The organism is Streptomyces sp. NPDC048523 (genome assembly GCF_043199815.1).
In the GTDB taxonomy this organism is placed as follows: domain Bacteria; phylum Actinomycetota; class Actinomycetes; order Streptomycetales; family Streptomycetaceae; genus Streptomyces.
The window spans coordinates 209898-228878 of sequence record NZ_JBICWQ010000010.1 but is presented as its reverse complement, the minus strand read 5'-3'; the positions used below and the strand labels follow the sequence as shown (position 1 = coordinate 228878).

At 70.5% G+C, this 18981-nt stretch carries 17 protein-coding genes and 1 pseudogene; 8 read left to right on the top strand and 10 right to left on the bottom strand.

All coding sequences use genetic code 11. From position 1 onward, the window contains the following. Positions 1-53 precede the first annotated feature (53 nt). Positions 54-2687: an FHA domain-containing protein gene (locus tag ACGFWE_RS37715; RefSeq protein WP_393604673.1), complete on the bottom strand. Its 2634-nt coding sequence runs from the start codon at positions 2685-2687 to the stop codon at positions 54-56. A gap of 157 nt (positions 2688-2844) precedes the next feature. Here ACGFWE_RS37715 and ACGFWE_RS37710 point away from each other — a divergent pair. Next, positions 2845-4819, top strand: a pseudogene (locus ACGFWE_RS37710) (streptophobe family protein); the annotation flags it as partial. Between the two features lie 651 nt (positions 4820-5470). After that, the gene (gene serB / locus ACGFWE_RS37705; protein ID WP_352390403.1) at positions 5471-6685 is read left to right on the top strand and encodes a phosphoserine phosphatase SerB; all 1215 of its coding nucleotides are present in this window, start codon (positions 5471-5473) and stop codon (positions 6683-6685) included. Positions 6686-6777: 92 nt separating this feature from the next. Here serB and ACGFWE_RS37700 read toward each other — a convergent pair whose 3' ends face one another. The 4 genes from ACGFWE_RS37700 to ACGFWE_RS37685 form a co-directional block, all read right to left on the bottom strand. Beyond that, positions 6778-7296: a histidine phosphatase family protein gene (locus ACGFWE_RS37700; protein ID WP_352390404.1), complete on the bottom strand. Its 519-nt coding sequence runs from the start codon at positions 7294-7296 to the stop codon at positions 6778-6780. Between the two features lie 65 nt (positions 7297-7361). Next, the gene (locus tag ACGFWE_RS37695; protein WP_352390405.1) at positions 7362-7568 is read right to left on the bottom strand and encodes a hypothetical protein; all 207 of its coding nucleotides are present in this window, start codon (positions 7566-7568) and stop codon (positions 7362-7364) included. Positions 7569-7723: 155 nt separating this feature from the next. Then, positions 7724-7840: an SGM_5486 family transporter-associated protein gene (locus tag ACGFWE_RS37690; protein ID WP_352390406.1), complete on the bottom strand. Its 117-nt coding sequence runs from the start codon at positions 7838-7840 to the stop codon at positions 7724-7726. A gap of 47 nt (positions 7841-7887) precedes the next feature. Continuing rightward, positions 7888-9243 carry a CynX/NimT family MFS transporter gene (locus ACGFWE_RS37685; protein ID WP_393604670.1) on the bottom strand — a complete coding sequence of 452 codons (1356 nt, stop codon included), beginning with the start codon at positions 9241-9243 and terminating at the stop codon, positions 7888-7890. A gap of 70 nt (positions 9244-9313) precedes the next feature. Between ACGFWE_RS37685 and ACGFWE_RS37680 the strand changes: the two genes are divergently transcribed. Further along, a complete protein-coding gene (locus tag ACGFWE_RS37680) occupies positions 9314-10009 on the top strand; it encodes a FadR/GntR family transcriptional regulator (protein WP_352390408.1) in 696 nt (231 codons plus the stop codon). On the opposite strand, the gene ACGFWE_RS37675 is transcribed toward ACGFWE_RS37680, so the two are convergent. The 3 genes from ACGFWE_RS37675 to fabG form a co-directional block, all read right to left on the bottom strand. After that, positions 9984-10337, bottom strand: a complete 354-nt coding sequence (locus ACGFWE_RS37675) for a hypothetical protein (protein ID WP_352390409.1) — start codon at positions 10335-10337, stop codon at positions 9984-9986. The genes ACGFWE_RS37680 and ACGFWE_RS37675 overlap by 26 nt on opposite strands. A gap of 158 nt (positions 10338-10495) precedes the next feature. Beyond that, positions 10496-11263, bottom strand: a complete 768-nt coding sequence (fabI, locus tag ACGFWE_RS37670; RefSeq protein ID WP_352390410.1) for an enoyl-ACP reductase FabI — start codon at positions 11261-11263, stop codon at positions 10496-10498. Between the two features lie 5 nt (positions 11264-11268). After that, entirely contained in the window at positions 11269-11973 is a 705-nt protein-coding gene (fabG, locus tag ACGFWE_RS37665; RefSeq protein WP_352390411.1) for a 3-oxoacyl-[acyl-carrier-protein] reductase, read from the bottom strand. A gap of 250 nt (positions 11974-12223) precedes the next feature. Here fabG and ACGFWE_RS37660 point away from each other — a divergent pair, with 250 nt between their 5' ends. From ACGFWE_RS37660 to tyrS, 3 genes are read left to right on the top strand one after another with little or no spacing between them, the layout of a single operon-like run. After that, the gene (locus ACGFWE_RS37660; RefSeq protein ID WP_393604667.1) at positions 12224-13747 is read left to right on the top strand and encodes a TldD/PmbA family protein; all 1524 of its coding nucleotides are present in this window, start codon (positions 12224-12226) and stop codon (positions 13745-13747) included. Then, positions 13744-15138: a metallopeptidase TldD-related protein gene (locus ACGFWE_RS37655; protein WP_393604665.1), complete on the top strand. Its 1395-nt coding sequence runs from the start codon at positions 13744-13746 to the stop codon at positions 15136-15138. Before ACGFWE_RS37660 ends, ACGFWE_RS37655 begins: the two co-directional genes overlap by 4 nt. Before the next feature lie 57 nt (positions 15139-15195). Further along, a complete protein-coding gene (tyrS, locus tag ACGFWE_RS37650) occupies positions 15196-16464 on the top strand; it encodes a tyrosine--tRNA ligase (RefSeq protein WP_352390414.1) in 1269 nt (422 codons plus the stop codon). Positions 16465-16530: 66 nt separating this feature from the next. On the opposite strand, the gene ACGFWE_RS37645 is transcribed toward tyrS, so the two are convergent. Beyond that, the gene (locus tag ACGFWE_RS37645) at positions 16531-16809 is read right to left on the bottom strand and encodes a GlsB/YeaQ/YmgE family stress response membrane protein (protein ID WP_352390415.1); all 279 of its coding nucleotides are present in this window, start codon (positions 16807-16809) and stop codon (positions 16531-16533) included. A gap of 246 nt (positions 16810-17055) precedes the next feature. On the opposite strand from ACGFWE_RS37645, the gene ACGFWE_RS37640 reads away from it, so the two are divergent. Both ACGFWE_RS37640 and ACGFWE_RS37635 read left to right on the top strand, forming a co-directional pair. Then, entirely contained in the window at positions 17056-17454 is a 399-nt protein-coding gene (locus ACGFWE_RS37640) for a DUF3099 domain-containing protein (RefSeq protein WP_352390416.1), read from the top strand. A gap of 202 nt (positions 17455-17656) precedes the next feature. Next, the gene (locus tag ACGFWE_RS37635) at positions 17657-17875 is read left to right on the top strand and encodes a hypothetical protein (RefSeq protein WP_123759849.1); all 219 of its coding nucleotides are present in this window, start codon (positions 17657-17659) and stop codon (positions 17873-17875) included. Here the strand turns inward: ACGFWE_RS37635 and moaA are convergent. After that, positions 17872-18861 carry a GTP 3',8-cyclase MoaA gene (moaA, locus tag ACGFWE_RS37630; RefSeq protein WP_352390417.1) on the bottom strand — a complete coding sequence of 330 codons (990 nt, stop codon included), beginning with the start codon at positions 18859-18861 and terminating at the stop codon, positions 17872-17874. The two genes, ACGFWE_RS37635 and moaA, sit on opposite strands and share 4 nt — an antisense overlap. Positions 18862-18981: the final 120 nt, after the last annotated feature.

Genomic DNA, 18981 nt, shown 5'->3' with positions numbered 1-18981 from the left:
CACAAGGGCGGCACCCGGTCGGGGTGCCGCCCTTCACTGTTGTACGACCGTGGTCACTTGCGCATGACCTCGGGCTCGTGGCGGCGCAGGAAGCGGGAGACGAGGAAACCGCAGACGATGCCGATGGCGATCAGGGCGACCATGTTCAGGCCCCAGGTGGTGAGCGTGTGGTCCCACAGCGGGTCGGCCGTGTCGCCCGGTTTGACGGGCGGGTTGACCTGGTTGAAGTCCAGCGTGGCGCCCGCGGCGGCGACCGCCCAGCGCGACGGCATCAGATACGAGAGTTCGTTGACGCCGAATGCGCCGTGCAGGGTGAACAGGCAGCCGGTGAAGACGACCTGGACGATCGCGAACATGACCAGCAGCGGCATGGTCTTCTCGGACGTCTTCACCAGTGCGGAGATGATCAGCCCGAACATCATCGAGGTGAACCCGAGCCCCATGATCGGCAGAGTCAGCTCCGCGAGGGTGGCACTGCCGAGGACGAGCCCCTCCTTGGGCAGCCCCCGGGTGGCGAAGCCGATGACGCCGACCATCAGCCCCTGCAGGATGGTGATCGCGCCCAGTACGACCACCTTGGACATCAGGTACGCCGAGCGGGACAGGCCGGTGGCACGCTCCCGCTCGTAGATCACCCGTTCCTTGATCAGCTCACGGACGGAGTTGGCCGCGCCGGCGAAGCAGGCGCCGACCGCGAGGATCAGCAGGACGGTGGTGGCCGTGCTGTTCGGCTCGGGCAGCTTGGTCCTCGGGTCGACCGGCTTGGGCAGCAGGTTGTCGCCGAAGTCGATGAGCAGGCTGACCGAGCCGAGGACGAGCGGCAGGATCACCGTCAGCGCCAGGAAGCCCTTGTCGGACGCGATGACCGACACATAGCGACGTACGAGAGTGGCGAACTGGCCCGTCCAGCGCTGTGGCTTCGGCGGTTTCATGCCCTGCATCGGAGGCGTCTGTACGGATTGCGGCGCAACGGCGTCTATGTCCGCGGCGTACATCTGGTAGTGCTGCGAGCCCTTCCAGCGGCCGGCCCAGTCGTAGTCGCGGTAGTTCTCGAAGGAGGAGAACACGTCGGCCCAGGTGTCGTAGCCGAAGAAGTTCAGTGCCTCCTCGGGTGGCCCGAAGTAGGCGACCGCGCCGCCCGGGGCCATCACCAGGAGCTTGTCGCACAGGGCCAGCTCGGCCACGGAATGGGTGACCACGAGGACCGTACGGCCGTCGTCGGCGAGGCCGCGCAGCAGTTGCATGACATCGCGGTCCATGCCCGGGTCGAGGCCGGAGGTCGGCTCGTCGAGGAAGATCAGGGACGGCTTGGTGAGCAGTTCCAGGGCCACCGAGACGCGCTTGCGCTGACCGCCGGAGAGGGAGGTGACCTTCTTCTCCTTGTGGATGTCGAGCTTCAGCTCGCGCAGTACCTCGTCTATGCGCGACTCGCGCTCGGCGCCGGTGGTGTCGGCCGGGAAGCGGAGTTTCGCCGCGTACTTGAGGGCCTTCTTGACGGTCAGCTCCTTGTGCAGGATGTCGTCCTGCGGGACCAGACCGATGCGCTGGCGCAGCTCCGCGAACTGCTTGTAGAGGTTGCGGTTGTCGTAGAGAACGTCGCCCTGGTTGGCGGGCCGGTAGCCGGTCAGCGCCTTGAGCAGGGTCGACTTGCCGGAACCGGACGGTCCGATGACCGCGATCAGAGACTTCTCCGGCACGCCGAAGGAGACGTCCTTGAGGATCTGCTTGCCGCCGTCGACCGTGACGGTCAGGCGGCGGGCGGAGAACGACACCTCACCGGTGTCGACGAACTCCTCGAGGCGGTCGCCGACGATCCGGAACGTGGAGTGGCCGACGCCGACGATGTCGCTCGGGCCGAGCAGCGTGGAGCCGCCCTTGGGGATCGGCTGGCCGTTGACGTACGTGCCGTTGTGGGAGCCCAGGTCGCGGATCTCCATGCGGCCGTCGGGCATCGAGTGGAACTCGGCGTGGTTGCGGGAGACCTGCAGGTCGGAGACGACCAGGTCGTTCTCCAGGGCACGGCCGATGCGCATGATGCGGCCGATGGTGAACTGGTGGAACGTGGTCGGGCTGCGGTCGCCGTAGACCGGCGGCACGGCCGCGCCCCCGCTGCCCGCGCCGGGGCCCTGCTGGTGCGGGATCTTTTGCGGCGGCTGGTGGGCGTGCGAGTACGGCTGCGCCTGCGGCTGTTGCTGAGGCTGTGGCCAGCCGGACGGCGAGGCCTGGGGCGAGGCATGTGGCAAGGCCTGGGGTGCGGCCTGCCGGGGGGCCTGGTGGGGTGATGTTTGTGGTGTCTGTTGCGGGGCCTGCTGCGGTGTCTGCTGGGCCCAGCCGGGGTTCGCGCTCTGCGCGGCGTACGGCTGCTGCCCGGGCCGGGGCTGCGCGACCGGGGCCGCGGTGCCGGAGAGGTTCAGCAGCGGGCCGTCGCTCGCGTTGCCGAGGTGGACGGCCGCGCCGGGGCCGATCTCCGTCCGGTGGATCCGCTGACCGTGCACGAACGTGCCGTTGGTGCTGCTGTGGTCCTCGATGACCCAACCGCGCCCGTCCCAGCGGATCGTGGCGTGACGCCAGGAGACCCTGGCGTCGTCGAACACGATGTCCCCCTGCGGATCGCGTCCAAGGCTGTACGACCTGGCCGGATCGAGCGTCCAGGTACGTCCATTCGCTTCCAGTACGAGTTCCGGCACTCCAAGCCCCACTGAGTAGTCCCCCGAATTGCCCCCGTCACAGGGAGTGTAGGGATGTCGAACATCGTCGGGAACTATTTCAGGATCCCCCTCCTGACCGAAAGTCGAGCCCCGAGAACACCACGTTCGCACGGTTCGGCCGGTTCCGTTGACGGGGTTGAAACCGACCCGGAGAGTGGGTAATCCACGCGAGGGGGACAAGCGCGGTCTCTGCCGCGCCGCGGATCGGGGGGTCTGCCATGAGTGCGTCCATGAGCACGAAGGCCACGAAGCAGGGTGTGCGGCTGCCGTGGGGAGACATCCTGCTGTCCGCGATCACGGCAGTGAGCTGGGCGTTGATCGGTATGGCGGGCGCCGCCGCGCTCGGTCTGCATCTCCTGGAGGCCGATTCCGTGGCCTCACTGGGTCCGATGACCGCGGCCGTTGTGGCCCTTGCGGCGGGTGGTTCGGTGACGCCGTCCGGTGATGTGTCCGCGTTCGGGCTGACGGGGGCGCAGGCGGTGACCGCCATCGAGATCACGCCATTGGGCGTCAGCCTGGTCGGTGCGGTGCTTTTGTCATGGTTCTTCCTGCGGTCTTTGCGGGGCGCCGGAGCGGTGATCGCGCCCTCGGAACTCCTCGCGCGCGCGGGCTCGGTGGTCGCGCTGTTCACGGCGATGATGGGCGGGCTGGCCTGGGCGGGGCACGACGTCATCACACTCGACGGGAGCGCCCTGGGGCTCGACAAGCTGCCCGGCGCGGGTGGGGGCGGCGGTCTCGACATCCCCGGCCTTGGGGACGTCGGGGACATCGGCGGGCTGCTGCCCGACCAGGTCGGCGACCTGATCGACGCGAAGGCGGCGGTCGGCTTCACGGTGGACACCGCGCCGACGCTGCTCGGCGGGCTCGGCTGGTCGGCCGGGATCCTGCTGGTCGCGCTGCTGGCGTCCCGTCGTACGCCACTGCCGCGCGGCTGGGAGGCCCTCCACCGGGTCGTACGGCCGGCCGTGTCCGGCCTCGTGACGGTGCTGCTGGTCGCGGTGGCCGCGGGGCTCTCGGCGGCGGCGTACGCGGCGATCGGCGACGACCACCCCAAGCGGATCGCGGGAGCGGCGCTGCTCGGGGCACCGAACGGGGTGTGGCTGGGCATCCCGGTCGGCCTGTTCGTCCCCTTCGACGGCCGCGCGACGGGCGTACTGACGAACTTTCTCCCGGATCCCCTGGACCGACTGCTCACCTCCGACTCCGAGCAGTCGGTGACGCTGGGACGCCTGGCGGAGCTGGACGGGCGGGTGTGGCTGCTGGGGGTGGGGGCGGCGCTGATGATGCTGCTGGCCGGGGTGCTGACCGCTGTGCGGACGCCGGGGACGGTTGCTGGGGCGGGGGATCTGGGGACCCTTGGTTTCGCGGGGCGGTGTGCGCTGCGGCTGGGGGTCGCGACCGCGGTGGCGCTGCCGTTGCTCGCCTGGCTGACGGAGGTGTCGGTGGACGCCTCGCTGTCGGTGCTGGGGTTCGACGCGTTCGGCGCGGGGGTGCGGCTGCGGGGGCAACTCGGGATCGCGGTACTGCTCGGGGCACTGTGGGGGGCGGGGGCGGGGGCCGCGGGGGCCTTGCTGGCGCGGGCGACAGGGGCGGCGGGGTCTCGGGCCGCGAGGCTGGCACGGGGTGACGTGGCGGGGGGTTCCGGTGTCGAGGCGGTGGGGGTGCCGGGGGCTGGGGCTGCTGGGGTTCCGCCGCGGTATGCGGGTGAGGGCGGGGTTGGGCCGTACGCAGGTGGGGGCGGGGCTTACTGGGGCGAGAACGCTCCTCATGGAGGTGACGCCGGCGCGCGCGGGGGTGAGGCCGAGGTTTACGAGGGGGGCGCCGGGGCTTCCGGGGGCGGTTCAGGGGGGTACGAGGGGGCGGGTGGTTCGTACGACGACGTGTCGCGGTCGTACGAAAGCCGGGGGCGGTCGTACGAAGGCAGGGGGCGGTCGCACGAAGACGGAGGGCAGCCGTACGAAGGCGGAGAGCAGCCGTACGAAGGCGGGGGACGGTCGTACGAAGGCGGGGGACGGTCGTACGAGGAGGGTGCGGCAGGGACGGGTGGCGGTGAAGCCGGGCCGTACGTGCCGGGTACGCCCTATCGGGCGCCCAATCCGGCTACGAACCCTTATCTGCGGGTGCCGGACGAGCTGCGGGGACCGGAGGATGCGCGGCCGGGTGGTGAACCGCGGCGAACCGGTCCGCGGGGGACGGGCCGTGAGGGTGGCGGGCAGGAGTCGCACCCCCAGGATCATCGGGGAGCGCCGGGTGGGATGCCGCCCGCCCGGGGACCGCGGTCGTCCGATGGGTACCGCCGGGGCGAGGGCTCGGGCTCGTCCGAGGGCAGCGGTCCGCCGCAGGACGTCGTGCGGCCCCACGAGGACCGCTCGCAGCCGTCGGACGAGTCGAGCGGACCGGGCCGGCCGGGCGGTTCAGCACCTCCGCCCGACACCGTCTACGGCGCTCCGACGGTGGCCCGCCCGATCGACCGGCCCCCTCGTGCACCGCAACCACCTCGCAGGCAGCGGCCCGGCGCCCGACAACCGTCCTCGGGGGACGAGGGCCGGCAGTCGCCGCCACCGCCTCCTCCCCCACCCCCACCTCCGCCGCCACCGCCACCGCCACCGCCCAGGCGGCCGAAGGGGCCGCGCTGACCCACCGCAGTGCGCCCGTGGCCTGCTCATAAGGATCTCGCCACCCGCTCGACACCCAGTGTTCCGTGTCCGTCAGACGGACCGCGGGAGCGGCAGGCACTGGGTGCCGGATACGGTGGGAACACCATGAGTGCTTCGCAGACCTCGTCCTCCGACGTCCCCACCCTTCTCGTCAAGATCTTCGGGAAGGACAGGCCGGGCATCACGGCCGGCCTCTTCGACACCCTCGCCGCCTACTCCGTCGACGTGGTCGACATCGAGCAGGTCGTCACGCGTGGCCGGATGGTGCTGTGCGCGCTCGTGACCGCGCCGCCCCGTCCGCTGGAGGGCGATCTGCGGGCGACCGTCCACAGCTGGGCCGAGTCGATCAAGATGCAGGCGGAGATCATCTCCGGTCTCGGCGACAACCGGCCGCGCGGGCTGGGACGTTCCCTGGTCACCGTGCTCGGTCACCCGCTCACCGCGGAGGCCACCGCCGCGATCGCCGCCAAGATCGCCAAGGCGGGCGGCAACATCGACCGTATCTTCCGGCTGGCCAAGTACCCGGTCACGGCCGTCGAGTTCGCGGTGTCCGGTGTGGAGACCGAGCCGCTGCGCACCGCCCTGGTGACGGACGCCGGCAAGGTCGGTGTGGACGTGGCCGTCGTCGCCGCCGGTCTGCATCGCCGGGCCCAGCGGCTCGTCGTCATGGACGTGGACTCCACCCTGATCCAGGACGAGGTGATCGAGCTCTTCGCCGCGCACGCCGGCTGCGAGGACGAGGTCGCCGAGGTGACCGCGGCCGCGATGCGCGGCGAGCTGGACTTCGAGCAGTCGCTGCACGCACGCGTGGCGCTGCTGGAGGGCCTCGACGCCTCGGTCGTCGACAAGGTGCGTTCCGAGGTACGGCTGACGCCGGGCGCGCGCACCCTCATCCGTACGCTGAAGCGGCTCGGCTTCCAAGTCGGTGTCGTCTCGGGCGGCTTCACCCAGGTCACCGACGATCTGCAGGACCGGCTGGGGCTGGACTTCGCCCAGGCGAACACCCTGGAGATCGTCGACGGGAAGCTGACCGGCCGGGTCACCGGGGAGATCGTGGACCGTGCGGGCAAGGCGCGGCTGCTGCGCCGGTTCGCCGCCGAGGCGGGGGTGCCGCTGTCCCAGACGGTGGCGATCGGCGACGGCGCCAACGACCTGGACATGCTCAACGCGGCCGGGCTCGGGGTCGCCTTCAATGCCAAGCCGGTGGTGCGGGAGGCCGCGCACACCGCGGTGAACGTGCCCTTCCTCGATACGGTGCTGTATCTGCTGGGCGTCACCCGCGAAGAGGTCGAGGCGGCGGACGCGCACGAGGAGGACTGACCTCGACGACGGATCGGCAGGGGCCCGGCACCGTGATGGCGCCGGGCCCCTGCCGTTTCTCGCGCGCCGTTTCTCGCCCGAGTGGGGTGTCGTCAGTCGGACGGCGCCCAGTAGTCGACGAGGGTGGCCACGCCGGGCTCCAGGGTCTTCCAGGGGCCGCTGAACGACAGGACGGCGAAGGCTGCGGCGGGGAAGCCGCGGTCGCTCATCCGCCGGCGGGCCTCCCCCTCGGCGGCGCCCGCGAGGACGTCGGCGAGGCCCTGCACACCCGGGTTGTGGCCGATCAGTACGAGGTTGCGCACGTCGTCCGGGGTCTCGTTCAGCACGGCGATCAGCTCGCCGGGAGAGGCCTCGTAGATCCGCTCCTCGTAGACCGTTTTCGGCCGGTGCGGGAACTCCTGCACGGCGAGCTTCCAGGTCTCACGGGTCCGGGTCGCGGTGGAGCAGAGGGCAAGGTCGAGGGGGATACCGGAGTCGACCAGCCGTCGTCCGGCCTCCGCTGCATCTTTTCGGCCCCGGTCGGCGAGCGGCCGCTCGTGGTCGGTCACCTCGGGCCAGTCGGCTTTCGCATGCCGGAAAAGGACAATCCTGCGGGGATCTGCGACGCTCATGGGATCCAGCTTCGCATGAAACAGGCCATGAGGCGCAGGGAGTTGACGGGCGGCTTCGCGGGTGCTCAGCGCGCCATGAGCTGCTGTACGCGCTCCAGGAACTGGGTGACAACGGGGTCGCCGGAGGCCGCGTGCGCGTCGGTGGGATTGAGGATGAGGGCCAGCAGCACCACGAAGGCGAGCGTCGGCAGGGCGAGCGCCCACCAGGGCAGCCGGATGTCGACGCCGCCCCGGGACGCCGGGTGGGGCGGGGTGTGCGTAGGGGCCGACATGAGTGCCTCCGCTGATCTTCGAGTCCTGCGTGATCCGCTTCTCGCGGGCACATCTCGAAGCTACGGAACCGGGGCCCCTCAACCCATCCGGTGATCCACCCAGTTGACCCTGACACTCGCCCCCTAGGGGACTGGGGGGTTAACCCCACCGTCGGTCAGGGTGAGGCGATCGTCGCGATGATCGCGATGATGATGAAGATGGCGAAGAACGAGCCGAAGACCAGCAGCATCTTCTTCTGGCCGTTCTGGGGATTCGGATCGAGCACTGGCATACGGCCAGTCTCGCACCCCGGTCTCTTACCAAGGCTGCCAGGGGGCCTCAGCGGGCTGCCTCGTCCTCCACCGTACGGTCGCGGCCCGCCAGCACGCCGACCGCCATCTGCGGGACCATCAGGCCGATCATGAGCGCGATGGGCAGTCCCCAGCCGCCGCTGTGCTGGTAGAGCACGCCCACCAGGAGCGGTCCCGGGATGGAGATCAGATAGCCGGTGCTCTGTGCGAACGCGGACAGCTGGGCGACGCCCGCGCCGGTCCTGGCACGCATCCCGACCATGGTGAGGGCCAGCGGGAAGGCACAGTTGGAGACGCCGAGCAGGACGGCCCAGGCCCAGGCGCCGGCGGCGGGGGCGAGGTACAGGCCCGCGTAGCCGGCGAGACCGCAGACGCCGAGGGCGATCACGATCGGACCCTGGTGCGGCAGCCGGGTGGCCACGCGCGGGATGACGAAGGCGAGCGGGACTCCCATCACCATCGTGACCGCGAGCAGCAACCCGGCGGTGCCCGCGGACACGCCCGCGTCCCGGAAGATCTGCGCCATCCAGCCCATGGTGATGTAGGCGGCGGTGGCCTGGAGCCCGAAGAAGACGGCGAGCGCCCAGGCGGTCCGGCTCCGGGTGATCCGCAGCGCGGGCGGCGCGGGCGGCTTCACACGCGCGTGCACGTGCCGGACGGGTCCGGCGCCCTCCACACGCGTGTGCACGCTCCGGGCCGCCTTCGGCTCGGTCGACACCGGCCCCCGGTCCCGCACGAGCGGGATCCACGGCACTACGGCCGCCGCGGCCAGGCCCGCCCACACCGCGAGCCCGGACTGCCAGCTCCCGCCCAGCGCCTCGGTCATCGGAACGGTCACGGCGGCCGCCGCCGAGGTGCCGAGGGCGAGGGCCATCGAGTACAGGCCGGTCATGGAGCCGACCCGGTCGGGGAACCAGCGCTTGACGATGACCGGCATCAGGACGTTGCTGACGGCGATGCCCATGAGGGTGAGGGCGCTGGCGGCCAGGAAGCCCGCCGTGGAGCCCGTGTACGGCCGTATCAGCAGGCCGGCCGTGATGGCAACCATGCCCGCGCACACCACCGCGCCCGCGCCGAAGCGGCGGGCCAGCCGCGGGGCCATGACACCGAAGACGGCGAAGCACAGCGGGGGCACCGAGGTGAGCAGGCCGGCCACGCTGCCGCTCATGCCGAGTCCGTCGCGCACCTCTTCGAGGAGGGCGCCGAGGCTGGTGATGGCGGGGCGGAGGTTGAGGGCGGACAGCACGATGCCGACGACGACCAGGCGCACCGCCCACGCGCGCGTGGCGGGCACCAGGGGTTCCCCGTCGGGCGGAGTCGCGGAACTGCGTACGGTCGGGGACTTCGCTGTCCGGGTTTCCTCGCTTGCCATGCCCCCCATCATAGAATCATGGGATGATTGGTTGTCCATCCCCGGATCGTCCACGGTCGTCCCGCCCGTGCGAAGGTGTGCCATGCCCCTGAGCCATCCCCGCCGCTCGGCGCTGTCCGAGCAGGTCATCGCCGCGCTGCGCAACCAGATCACCTCGGGCGAGTGGCCGGTCGGCTCCCGGATCCCGACGGAGCCCGAGCTGGTCGAGCAGCTGGGGGTCGCCCGCAACACCGTCCGCGAGGCCGTCCGCGCGCTCGCGCACAACGGGCTGCTGGACATCCGCCAGGGCTCGGGGACGTACGTCGTGGCGACCAGTGAGCTGGCGGGCGTGATGCACCGCAGGTTCGCCGACGCGGATCCCCGGCACATCGCCGAGCTGCGCTCCACCCTGGAGTCCTCCGCGGCGCGGCTGGCCGCCGAGCGGCGTACCGAGAAGGACCTCAAGCAGCTCGACGCGCTCCTGGTGCGGCGCGAGGAGACCTGGGAGTCGGGCGACGCGGAGGCCTTCGTGACGGCGGACACAACCTTCCACCTGGCCGTGGTGGCCGCCTCGCACAACGACGTGATGACCGAGATGTACGCCGACCTCGGTGAGGTGCTGCGGGACTGGCTGCGCGAGGACGTCGGCAAGGAGCTGACGCCGGAGACGTACATGGACCACACCCGGCTCGTCGACGCGATCCGCGCGGGCGACGCGTCGGCGGCTGCCGACGAGGCGGCCGGCTACCCCTTGCAGTGCCGTCCGGGACGGTTCAGCGCGCCAGCTTCCGGTGGCTGACCCACGCCGAGCGGACCTCTTTCCAGCACCGGCCGGTCAGCCGCACGGTCTGCGCGGGCCCGGCCGCGACCTCGGCGCTGTCGGTGTCGAGGTCCCACCAGCGCTCGCACTCGATGTGCAGACGGACGCCGTCGCTGCGCGGATAGGGGTTGTGGCAGTAGGTGGTCACACGGGAGCCGGCGACCTTGCTGCGGCAGGAGGCGCCGAACAGCTCCGACGCGGCGGCGCCGGGCTCCGCCGCGCGTGCGTGCGACATGGCTTCGTACGGCAGGTACATCACGAGACAGACGGCTGCGGTCACTGAGGCCAGACTGCGGGACAGGCGCACAAGGGGACCTCCTCGGCCGTGCTGGGGAGGGAATCGCGGGTGAACGCGTAATCCAGCGTGCCCAGTTGTGGCAGGTGCGCGCCCGGCCTGGTGGGCCGAACGGGTGAGGGCCCGCGTCCCGAAGGACACGGGCCCGGCACTTCGCGAGAGGTGCGGTGTCAGGCGCCGATGGCGTGCAGGCCGCCGTCCACGTGGATGATCTCGCCCGTGGTTTTCGGGAACCAGTCGCTCAGCAGGGCGACGATGCCCTTGCCGGCCGGCTCCGGGTCCTTGAGGTCCCACTCCAGCGGGGAGCGGTTGTCCCACACGGCGGCCAGGTCGCTGAAGCCGGGGATGGACTTGGCGGCCATCGAGGCGAGCGGGCCGGCGGAGATGAGGTTGCAGCGGATGTTCTGCTTGCCCAGGTCACGCGCGACGTAGCGGCTGGTGGCCTCCAGGGCGGCCTTCGCCGGGCCCATCCAGTCGTACTGCGGCCAGGCGTACTGGGCGTCGAAGGTGAGGCCGACGACCGAGCCGCCGTTCTGCATCAGCGGCAGGCAGGCCATGGTGAGCGACTTCAGGGAGTACGCCGAGACGTGCATGGCCGTGGCCACGGACTCGAACGGCGTGTTCAGGAAGTTGCCGCCGAGCGCGTCCTGCGGCGCGAAGCCGATGGAGTGCACGACACCGTCGAGGCCGCCGAGCTCCTCGCCGACGAGGTCGGCCAGCCGGCCGAGGTGCTCGTCGTTGGTCACGTCGAGCTCGATGACCTTGGTGGGCTTGGGCAGCTTCCTGGCGATGCGCTCGGTCAGCGTGGGCCGCGGGAACGCGGTCAGGATGATCTCGGCGCCCTGCTCCTGGGCCAGCTTGGCGGCGTGGAAGGCGATGGAGGACTCCATCAGCACACCGGTGATCAGGACGCGCTTGCCCTCGAGAATTCCGCTCATGGTGTTCAGTGACCCATTCCCAGTCCGCCGTCAACGGGGATGACGGCTCCAGTGATGTACGAGGCGTCGTCCGAGGCCAGGAACCGCACCGTGGCGGCGACCTCCTCGGGCTGCGCGTAACGACCGAGCGGCACCTGCTTGACGATGCCCGCGCGCTGCTCGTCGGTGAGCACCTTGGTCATGTCGGTGTCGACGAAGCCGGGCGCGACGACGTTGAAGGTGATGTTGCGCGAGCCCAGCTCACGGGCGAGCGAGCGGGCGAAGCCGACCAGGGCGGCCTTGGAGGCGGCGTAGTTGGACTGGCCGGGGCCGCCGTAGAGGCCCACGACCGAGGAGATCAGGACGACCCGGCCCTTCTTGGCGCGCAGCATGCCGCGATTGGCGCGCTTGACCACGCGGAAGGTGCCGGTGAGGTTGGTGTCGACGACCGAGGTGAAGTCGTCCTCGGACATCCGCATCAGGAGCTGGTCCTTGGTGATGCCGGCGTTGGCGATCAGCACCTCCACCGGACCGTGCTCGGCCTCGATCTCCTTGTAGGCCTGCTCCACCTGCTCGGTGTCGGTGATGTCGCACTTGACGGCCAGGAAGCCGGCCGGCGGCTCCCCCGAGCGGTATGTGATGGCGACCTTGTCGCCGGCCTCGGCGAACGCGCGGGCGATGGCGAGGCCGATGCCCCGGTTGCCTCCGGTGACGAGAACCGAGCGGCTCAACGGATCACCCTTTCCCTTGGGGTCTGACACACCCGCCCGAACACCCTGGATGGCAGGCGGCTTCTCCGAAAACCTATCGGGCCGGTCGCTGTCACGGACATTCGGGCACCGACAGTGGCTTACGGGACTCGCTGTCGGGTCCCTACAGAAAGATGCCGGCAGGGTCCCAAACGTGTGGTCCGGGCACCGGTCGTCGCGACATGATCGGAGCAGCCGTCGCCCACCCTCATGCCGACAGGAAGAGACCCAGGTGCCTCATACCATCGACGAAGCCTTCACAGCGCTTCCCCTACGTGCCCTCGCCGACGCCGCGCTGGCACGCGCGCGTGCGCTCGGCGCCGAGCACGCGGACTTCCGGTTCGAGCGGGTGCGCAGTGCGTCCTGGCGGCTCAGGGACGCCAAGCCGTCCGGGTCCTCGGACACCACCGACCTCGGGTACGCGGTGCGGGTCGTGCACGGCGGCACCTGGGGCTTCGCGTCGGGCGTGGACCTGACACTGGACGCCGCCGCCAAGGTCGCCTCGCAGGCCGTGGCCATGGCGAAGCTCTCCGCCCAGGTGATCCGCGCGGCCGGCTCGGACGAGCGGGTGGAGCTCGCCGACGAGCCCGTGCACGCCGACCGTACCTGGATCTCGTCGTACGAGATCGACCCCTTCTCCGTGCCCGACGAGGAGAAGGCGGCGCTGCTCGCGGACTGGAGCGCGCGACTGCTGGGGGCGAGCGGCGTCAACCATGTCGACGCCTCGCTGCTCACCGTGCACGAGAACAAGTTCTACGCCGACACCGCGGGCACGGTGACCACGCAGCAGCGGGTCCGGCTGCACCCGCAGCTGACCGCCGTGTCGGTCGACGAGTCCAGCGGTGAGTTCGACTCCATGCGGACCATCGCGCCGCCGGTCGGACGCGGCTGGGAGTACCTCACGGGCACCGGCTGGGACTGGGAGAGCGAGCTCGAGCAGATCCCCGAGCTGCTCGCGGAGAAGATGCGGGCGCCGAGTGTCGAGGGGGGCCTGTACGACCTCGTCGTCGACCCGTCCAACCTCTGGCTGACCATCCACGAGTCCATCGGCCACGCCACCGAACTGGACCGCGCCCTCGGCTACGAGGCCGCCTACGCCGGCACCTCCTTCGCGACCTTCGACCAGCTCGGCAAGCTCAGGTACGGCTCCGAGCTGATGAACGTCACCGGCGACCGCACCGCCGAACACGGCCTCGCGACCATCGGCTACGACGACGAGGGCGTCGCGGGCCAGTCCTGGGACCTGGTGAAGGACGGCACCCTCGTCGGCTACCAGCTGGACCGGCGGATCGCGAAGCTGACCGGGTTCGAGCGGTCCAACGGGTGCGCCTACGCCGACTCCCCCGGGCATGTCCCGGTGCAGCGCATGGCCAACGTGTCGCTCCAGCCGGACCCGGCGGGCATGTCGACAGAGGATCTCATCGGCAGCGTGGACCGCGGCATCTATGTCGTCGGCGACCGGTCCTGGTCGATCGACATGCAGCGCTACAACTTCCAGTTCACCGGCCAGCGGTTCTTCAGGATCGAGAACGGGCGGATCACCGGGCAGCTGCGGGACGTCGCCTACCAGGCGACCACCACCGACTTCTGGGGCTCGATGGCCGCGGTGGGCGGCCCGCAGACCTATGTCCTCGGTGGCGCCTTCAACTGCGGCAAGGCCCAGCCGGGCCAGGTCGCCGCCGTGTCGCACGGGTGCCCGTCGGCCCTCTTCAAGGGCGTCAACATTCTGAACACCACGCAGGAGGCCGGTCGATGAGCCCGCGCACCAACAATCCGTACGAGATCGTCGAGCGGGCCCTCTCGCTGTCGCGGGCGGACGGCTGTGTCGTGATCGCCGACGAGCAGTCGACCGCCAACCTGCGCTGGGCGGGCAACGCGCTCACCACGAACGGCGTCACGCGCGGGCGCACGCTCACCGTCGTCGCGACCGTCGACGGCAAGGAGGGCACCGCCTCCGGTGTGGTCTCCCGGTCCGCGGTGACCACGGACGAGCTGGAGCCGCTGGTGCGGGCCGCCGAGGCCGCCGCACGCGGTGCCGGGCCCGCCGAGGACGCCCAGCCGCTGGTCACGGGTGTATCGGAGTCCCCGGACTTCACGGACGCGCCCGCCGAGACCTCCTCGGCCGTCTTCGCCGACTTCGCGCCGGCGCTCGGCGAGTCCTTCGCACGCGCGCGTGCGGGCGGCCGCGAGCTGTACGGCTTCGCCAACCACGAGCTCGTTTCGACGTACCTGGGCACCTCCACGGGGCTGCGGCTGCGTCACGACCAGCCCAACGGCACGCTGGAGCTGAACGCCAAGTCGCCGGACCGTACCCGCTCGGCCTGGGCGGGGCGCTCCACGCGGGACTTCAAGGACGTCGACCCGGCGGCGCTGGACGCCGAGCTCGCCGTACGCCTGGGATGGGCCGAGCGGCGCATCGAGCTGCCCGCCGGGCGGTACGAGACGCTGCTGCCGCCGACCGCGGTCGCCGATCTGCTGATCTACCAGCTGTGGTCGGCGTCGGGGCGGGACGCGGCCGAGGGGCGGACGGTGTTCTCGAAGCCGGGCGGCGGCACCAGGATCGGCGAGACGCTCACCGATCTGCCGCTGACGCTGCGCAGCGACCCGAACGAGCCCGGGCTGGAGACCGCGCCGTTCGTCGTCGCGCACTCCTCCGGCGGCGATCAGTCGGTGTTCGACAACGGCCTTCCGGTCGGGCCGACCGCGTGGATGAGGCAGGGCACGCTGGCGCATCTGACCACCACCCGGCACAGCGCGGGCCTGACCGGGCTGCCCGTCGCCCCGGCGATCGGCAACCTGATCCTGGACGGCGGCCAGGACCTCTCCCTGGAGGAGATGGTCGCGAACACCACGCGCGGGCTGCTGCTGACCTGCCTCTGGTACATCCGCGAGGTCGACCCGGCCACGCTGCTGCTCACCGGGCTGACCCGGGACGGCGTGTACCTCGTCGAGAACGGCGAGGTGACCGGCGAGGTCAACAACTTCCGGTTCAACGAGTCGCCGGTCGGCCTGCTGGGGCGGGCGACGGAGGCGGGGCGGACGGAGAAGACGCTGCCCAGGGAGTGGAGCGACTACTTCACCAGGGCCGCGATGCCGGCGCTGCGGGTGCCGGATTTCAATATGAGTTCTGTCAGTCAGGGCGTATAACCTCGTAGCCGGTAGTCACTCGACTGCCCGAGGACCTTTCGAGGAGATACGAGAACCGTGACGGACATCGTCGACGAGCTGAAGTGGCGGGGGCTGTGGTCCCTGTCCACTGACGAGGACGCTTTGCGCAAGGCGCTCGCGGACGGTCCCGTCACGTTCTATTGCGGTTTCGACCCCACCGCGGCCAGTCTCCACGTCGGTCACCTGGTCCAGGTCCTCACCATGCGCCGGCTCCAGCAGGCGGGCCTTCGCCCGCTGGCGCTGGTGGGCGGGGCGACCGGCCAGATCGGCGACCCCCGCCCCACGGCCGAGCGCACGCTCAACGACCCGGAGACGGTCGCGAACTGGGTGACCCGGCTGCGCGGGCAGATCGAGCCGTTCCTGTCCTTCGAGGGCGAGAACGCCGCAGTGATGGTGAACAACCTGGACTGGACGGCCGGGCTGTCGGCCATCGAGTTCCTGCGGGACATCGGCAAGCACTTCCGCGTCAACAAGATGCTCACCAAGGACTCGGTCGCGCGCCGGCTGGAGTCCCAGGAGGGCATCAGCTACACGGAGTTCAGCTACCAACTGCTGCAGGGCATGGACTTCCTCGAGCTGTACCGGCGGTACGGCTGCACGCTCCAGCAGGGCGGCAGCGACCAGTGGGGCAACCTCACCGCGGGGCTCGACCTGATCCACCGGCTGGAGCCCGGGGCCGAGGTGCACTGCCTGGCCACGCCGCTGATGGTCAAGGCGGACGGCACCAAGTTCGGCAAGACCGAGGGCGGCGCCGTCTGGCTCGACCCGGAGATGACGACGCCGTACGCGTTCTACCAGTTCTGGCTGAACGTGGACGACCGGGACGTCTCGACGTACATGCGCATCCTGTCCTTCAGGTCCCGCGAGGAGTTGGAGGAGCTGGAGAAGCAGACCGAGGAGCGGCCGCAGGCCCGGGCCGCGCAGCGGGCGCTGGCGGAAGAGCTGACGACGCTGGTGCACGGCGCCGACCAGACGGCCGCCGTGATCGCCGCGAGCCGTGCCCTCTTCGGGCAGGGTGAGCTGGCGGAGCTCGACGAGCGGACGCTGACCGCGGCGCTCTCCGAGGTGCCGCACATCCAGGTCACCGAGCTCGGTGCCGTCGTCGACCTGTTCGCCGAGGTCGGCCTCGTGGCCAGCAAGTCGGCCGCGCGGCGGACGGTGAAGGAGGGCGGGGCCTACGTGAACAACGTCAAGGTCGCGGCCGAGGACGCCGTTCCCGCCGAGGAGGACCTGCTGCACGGCCGCTGGCTGGTGCTGCGCCGGGGCAAGAAGAACCTGGCCGCGGTCGAGGTCACGTCGGCCTAGGTCCTGAGCACGGCAGAAGGGGGCGTCTCTCCCGCGAGGAGGGACGCCCCCTTCGCCGTACGGCTCTCAGGTCCGGTGTTTCCGCTTGCCGAGCGTCGCCATGTAGAGCATGTCGCCGACGGCGACGATGATGATCGCGGCGATGAGCTGGAAGGCGTGGCGGCTCCAGTCGATGCCGGAGGTCTCGTCCACTCCGAACCCGCGTGCCATGGCGTTGCCGGCGATGGCGCCGAGCATGCCGAAGATGGTGGTCAGCCAGAGGGGACTGTGCTGCTTGCCGGGGATGATCGCCTTCGCGATCAGGCCCAGCACGAATCCCACGATGATCGCCCACAACCAGCCCATGGCTGCCTCCTCGTACGGCTCTACGTGAGCATTTCGGCCAGTGTCGGTCCGTTCGCACTACGCCGCATGTCGGGTACGGCCGTACGTGCCGGGAGTGAGGCCGTCGGCCCGGGCGGGAGGTGCCCCGGTCTCGTAGGCGGCGCAGGCGCGGCGTACCGTGGAAGGCGGCCGGCCCCGGTACCTCCACCGGGTACGGAGCGGATGTGGAGCCGGGAGCGGTCCGATGCGGGCGGATGGTGGAATGTGATGCGGAAGCAGCATGGCGGCGGCAGCGCCCAGGTGTTCCGGATCACCGGAGCCCGGACGAGCCTTCAGGAGGATGTGCGCGGACGTCAGCGCCGGTACGTCATCTCGATGACGGTCCGTACGATTTCCGTGGTGCTGGCGGCCACGCTCTGGAACGTCGAGCGGCACGTGGCGATCGTCGCGCTGGTGCTGGGGGCGGTTCTGCCCTATATCGCCGTCGTCATCGCCAACGCGGGGCGGGAGAACGCGCCCTCGCTGCCGTCGACCTTCGTGACCGCTCCGGTCCGGACGATGATCTTGCCGCCGCGGGCCGACGACGACTTCGCGGAACCCGTGCCGGAAGGCGGTACGGGCGGATCGGCGTCGGGTGCCCGGGGTGAACCGCGCGAGCGGACGTGACGGGTGTTCTGAGCACCAAGCTCAAGAAAAGCTCAGATCAATCATGTTGTTCCGGTGCCGGGCCAAGGGTTACCCGTGACATACTTCGTACGCGCTCCGCATCCCCCGTCGGAGCGACAGACCGACGCCGGGCAGCTCCCCCCGTGGCTGCTCGGCGTCGCCTTTTTCCCCTCTTGTTCTCCCCGCTTGTGAGACGAATTCCGTGAGTGACGAGACCCCGATCTGCTCCGCCAAGGGCTGCCGCGTCGATGCCGTGTGGGTGCTCGCGTGGAACAACCCGAAGATCCACACGCCGGAGCGGCGCAAGACGTGGCTGGCCTGCGAGGAGCACCGGGAGCACCTGTCGCAGTTCCTCGGGGTGCGGGGTTTCCTCAAGGACGTCGTGAAGTTCGAGGACTGGCAGGCGCCCGAAGGGGCCTAGCCTCCGATCGCGGACATGGGCCGGTCCGGCTGGATGAAGGTCGGGTCGTCCAGGCCCGCGCCGGCCTTCTTGCCCCACATCGCCTCGCGCCAGATCCGGGCGATCTCCTCGTCACCGGCGTCGGAGCGCAGGGCCGCTCGCAGGTCGGTCTCCTCGCGGGCGAACAGGCAGGTGCGTATCTGGCCGTCGGCGGTGAGGCGGGTGCGGTCGCAGGCCGCGCAGAAGGGGCGGGTGACCGAGGCGATGACGCCGACGACATGGGGGCCGCCGTCGACGATCCAGCGTTCCGCGGGGGCCGAGCCCCGGGCCTCCGCCCCCTCCTCGGTGAGCTCGAAGCGGGTGCGCAGGGAGGTCAGGATGTCTCCGGCGGTGATCATGCCGTCGCGTTTCCAGCCGTGCTGGGCGTCCAGGGGCATCTGCTCGATGAAGCGCAGTTCGTAGTCGTGCTCCACCGCCCAGGCCAGCAGGTCGGGGGCCTCGTCGTCGTTCAGCCCCGGCATCAGGACGGAGTTGACCTTGACCGGGGTCAGGCCCGCCTCGCGGGCGGCGTCCAGGCCCTCCAGGACATCCTTGTGGCGGTCGCGGCGGGTGAGGGTCTTGAAGACGTCCGGACGCAGGGTGTCCAGGGAGACGTTGACCCGGTCCAGGCCCGCCGCCTTCAGGGCGTGCGCGGTGCGCTTGAGGCCGATGCCGTTGGTGGTCAGGGACATCTGGGGGCGCGGGGCGAGAGCCGCGACGCGCTCGACGATGCCCACCAGGCCGGGGCGCAGCAGGGGTTCACCGCCGGTGAAGCGGACCTCCTCGATGCCCAGGGAGGTGACGGCGATGTCGATCAGGCGCACGATCTCGTCGTCGGTGAGCAGATCGGGCTTGGCCAGCCACTGCAGGCCCTCCTCGGGCATGCAGTAGGTGCACCGCAGATTGCACCGGTCGGTCAGTGAGACCCGCAGGTCGGTGGCCTGCCGGCCATAGGTGTCGATGAGCACGTGGGCCCCCTCCCTCGTAGCGGATCAGTACCTGCACCATCGTTTTCCGTCACTTGCGAGCCTACGTGACCGCACTGACAACGACAGTGCCCGATCCCACGACGTACGAAGCGACCGCGT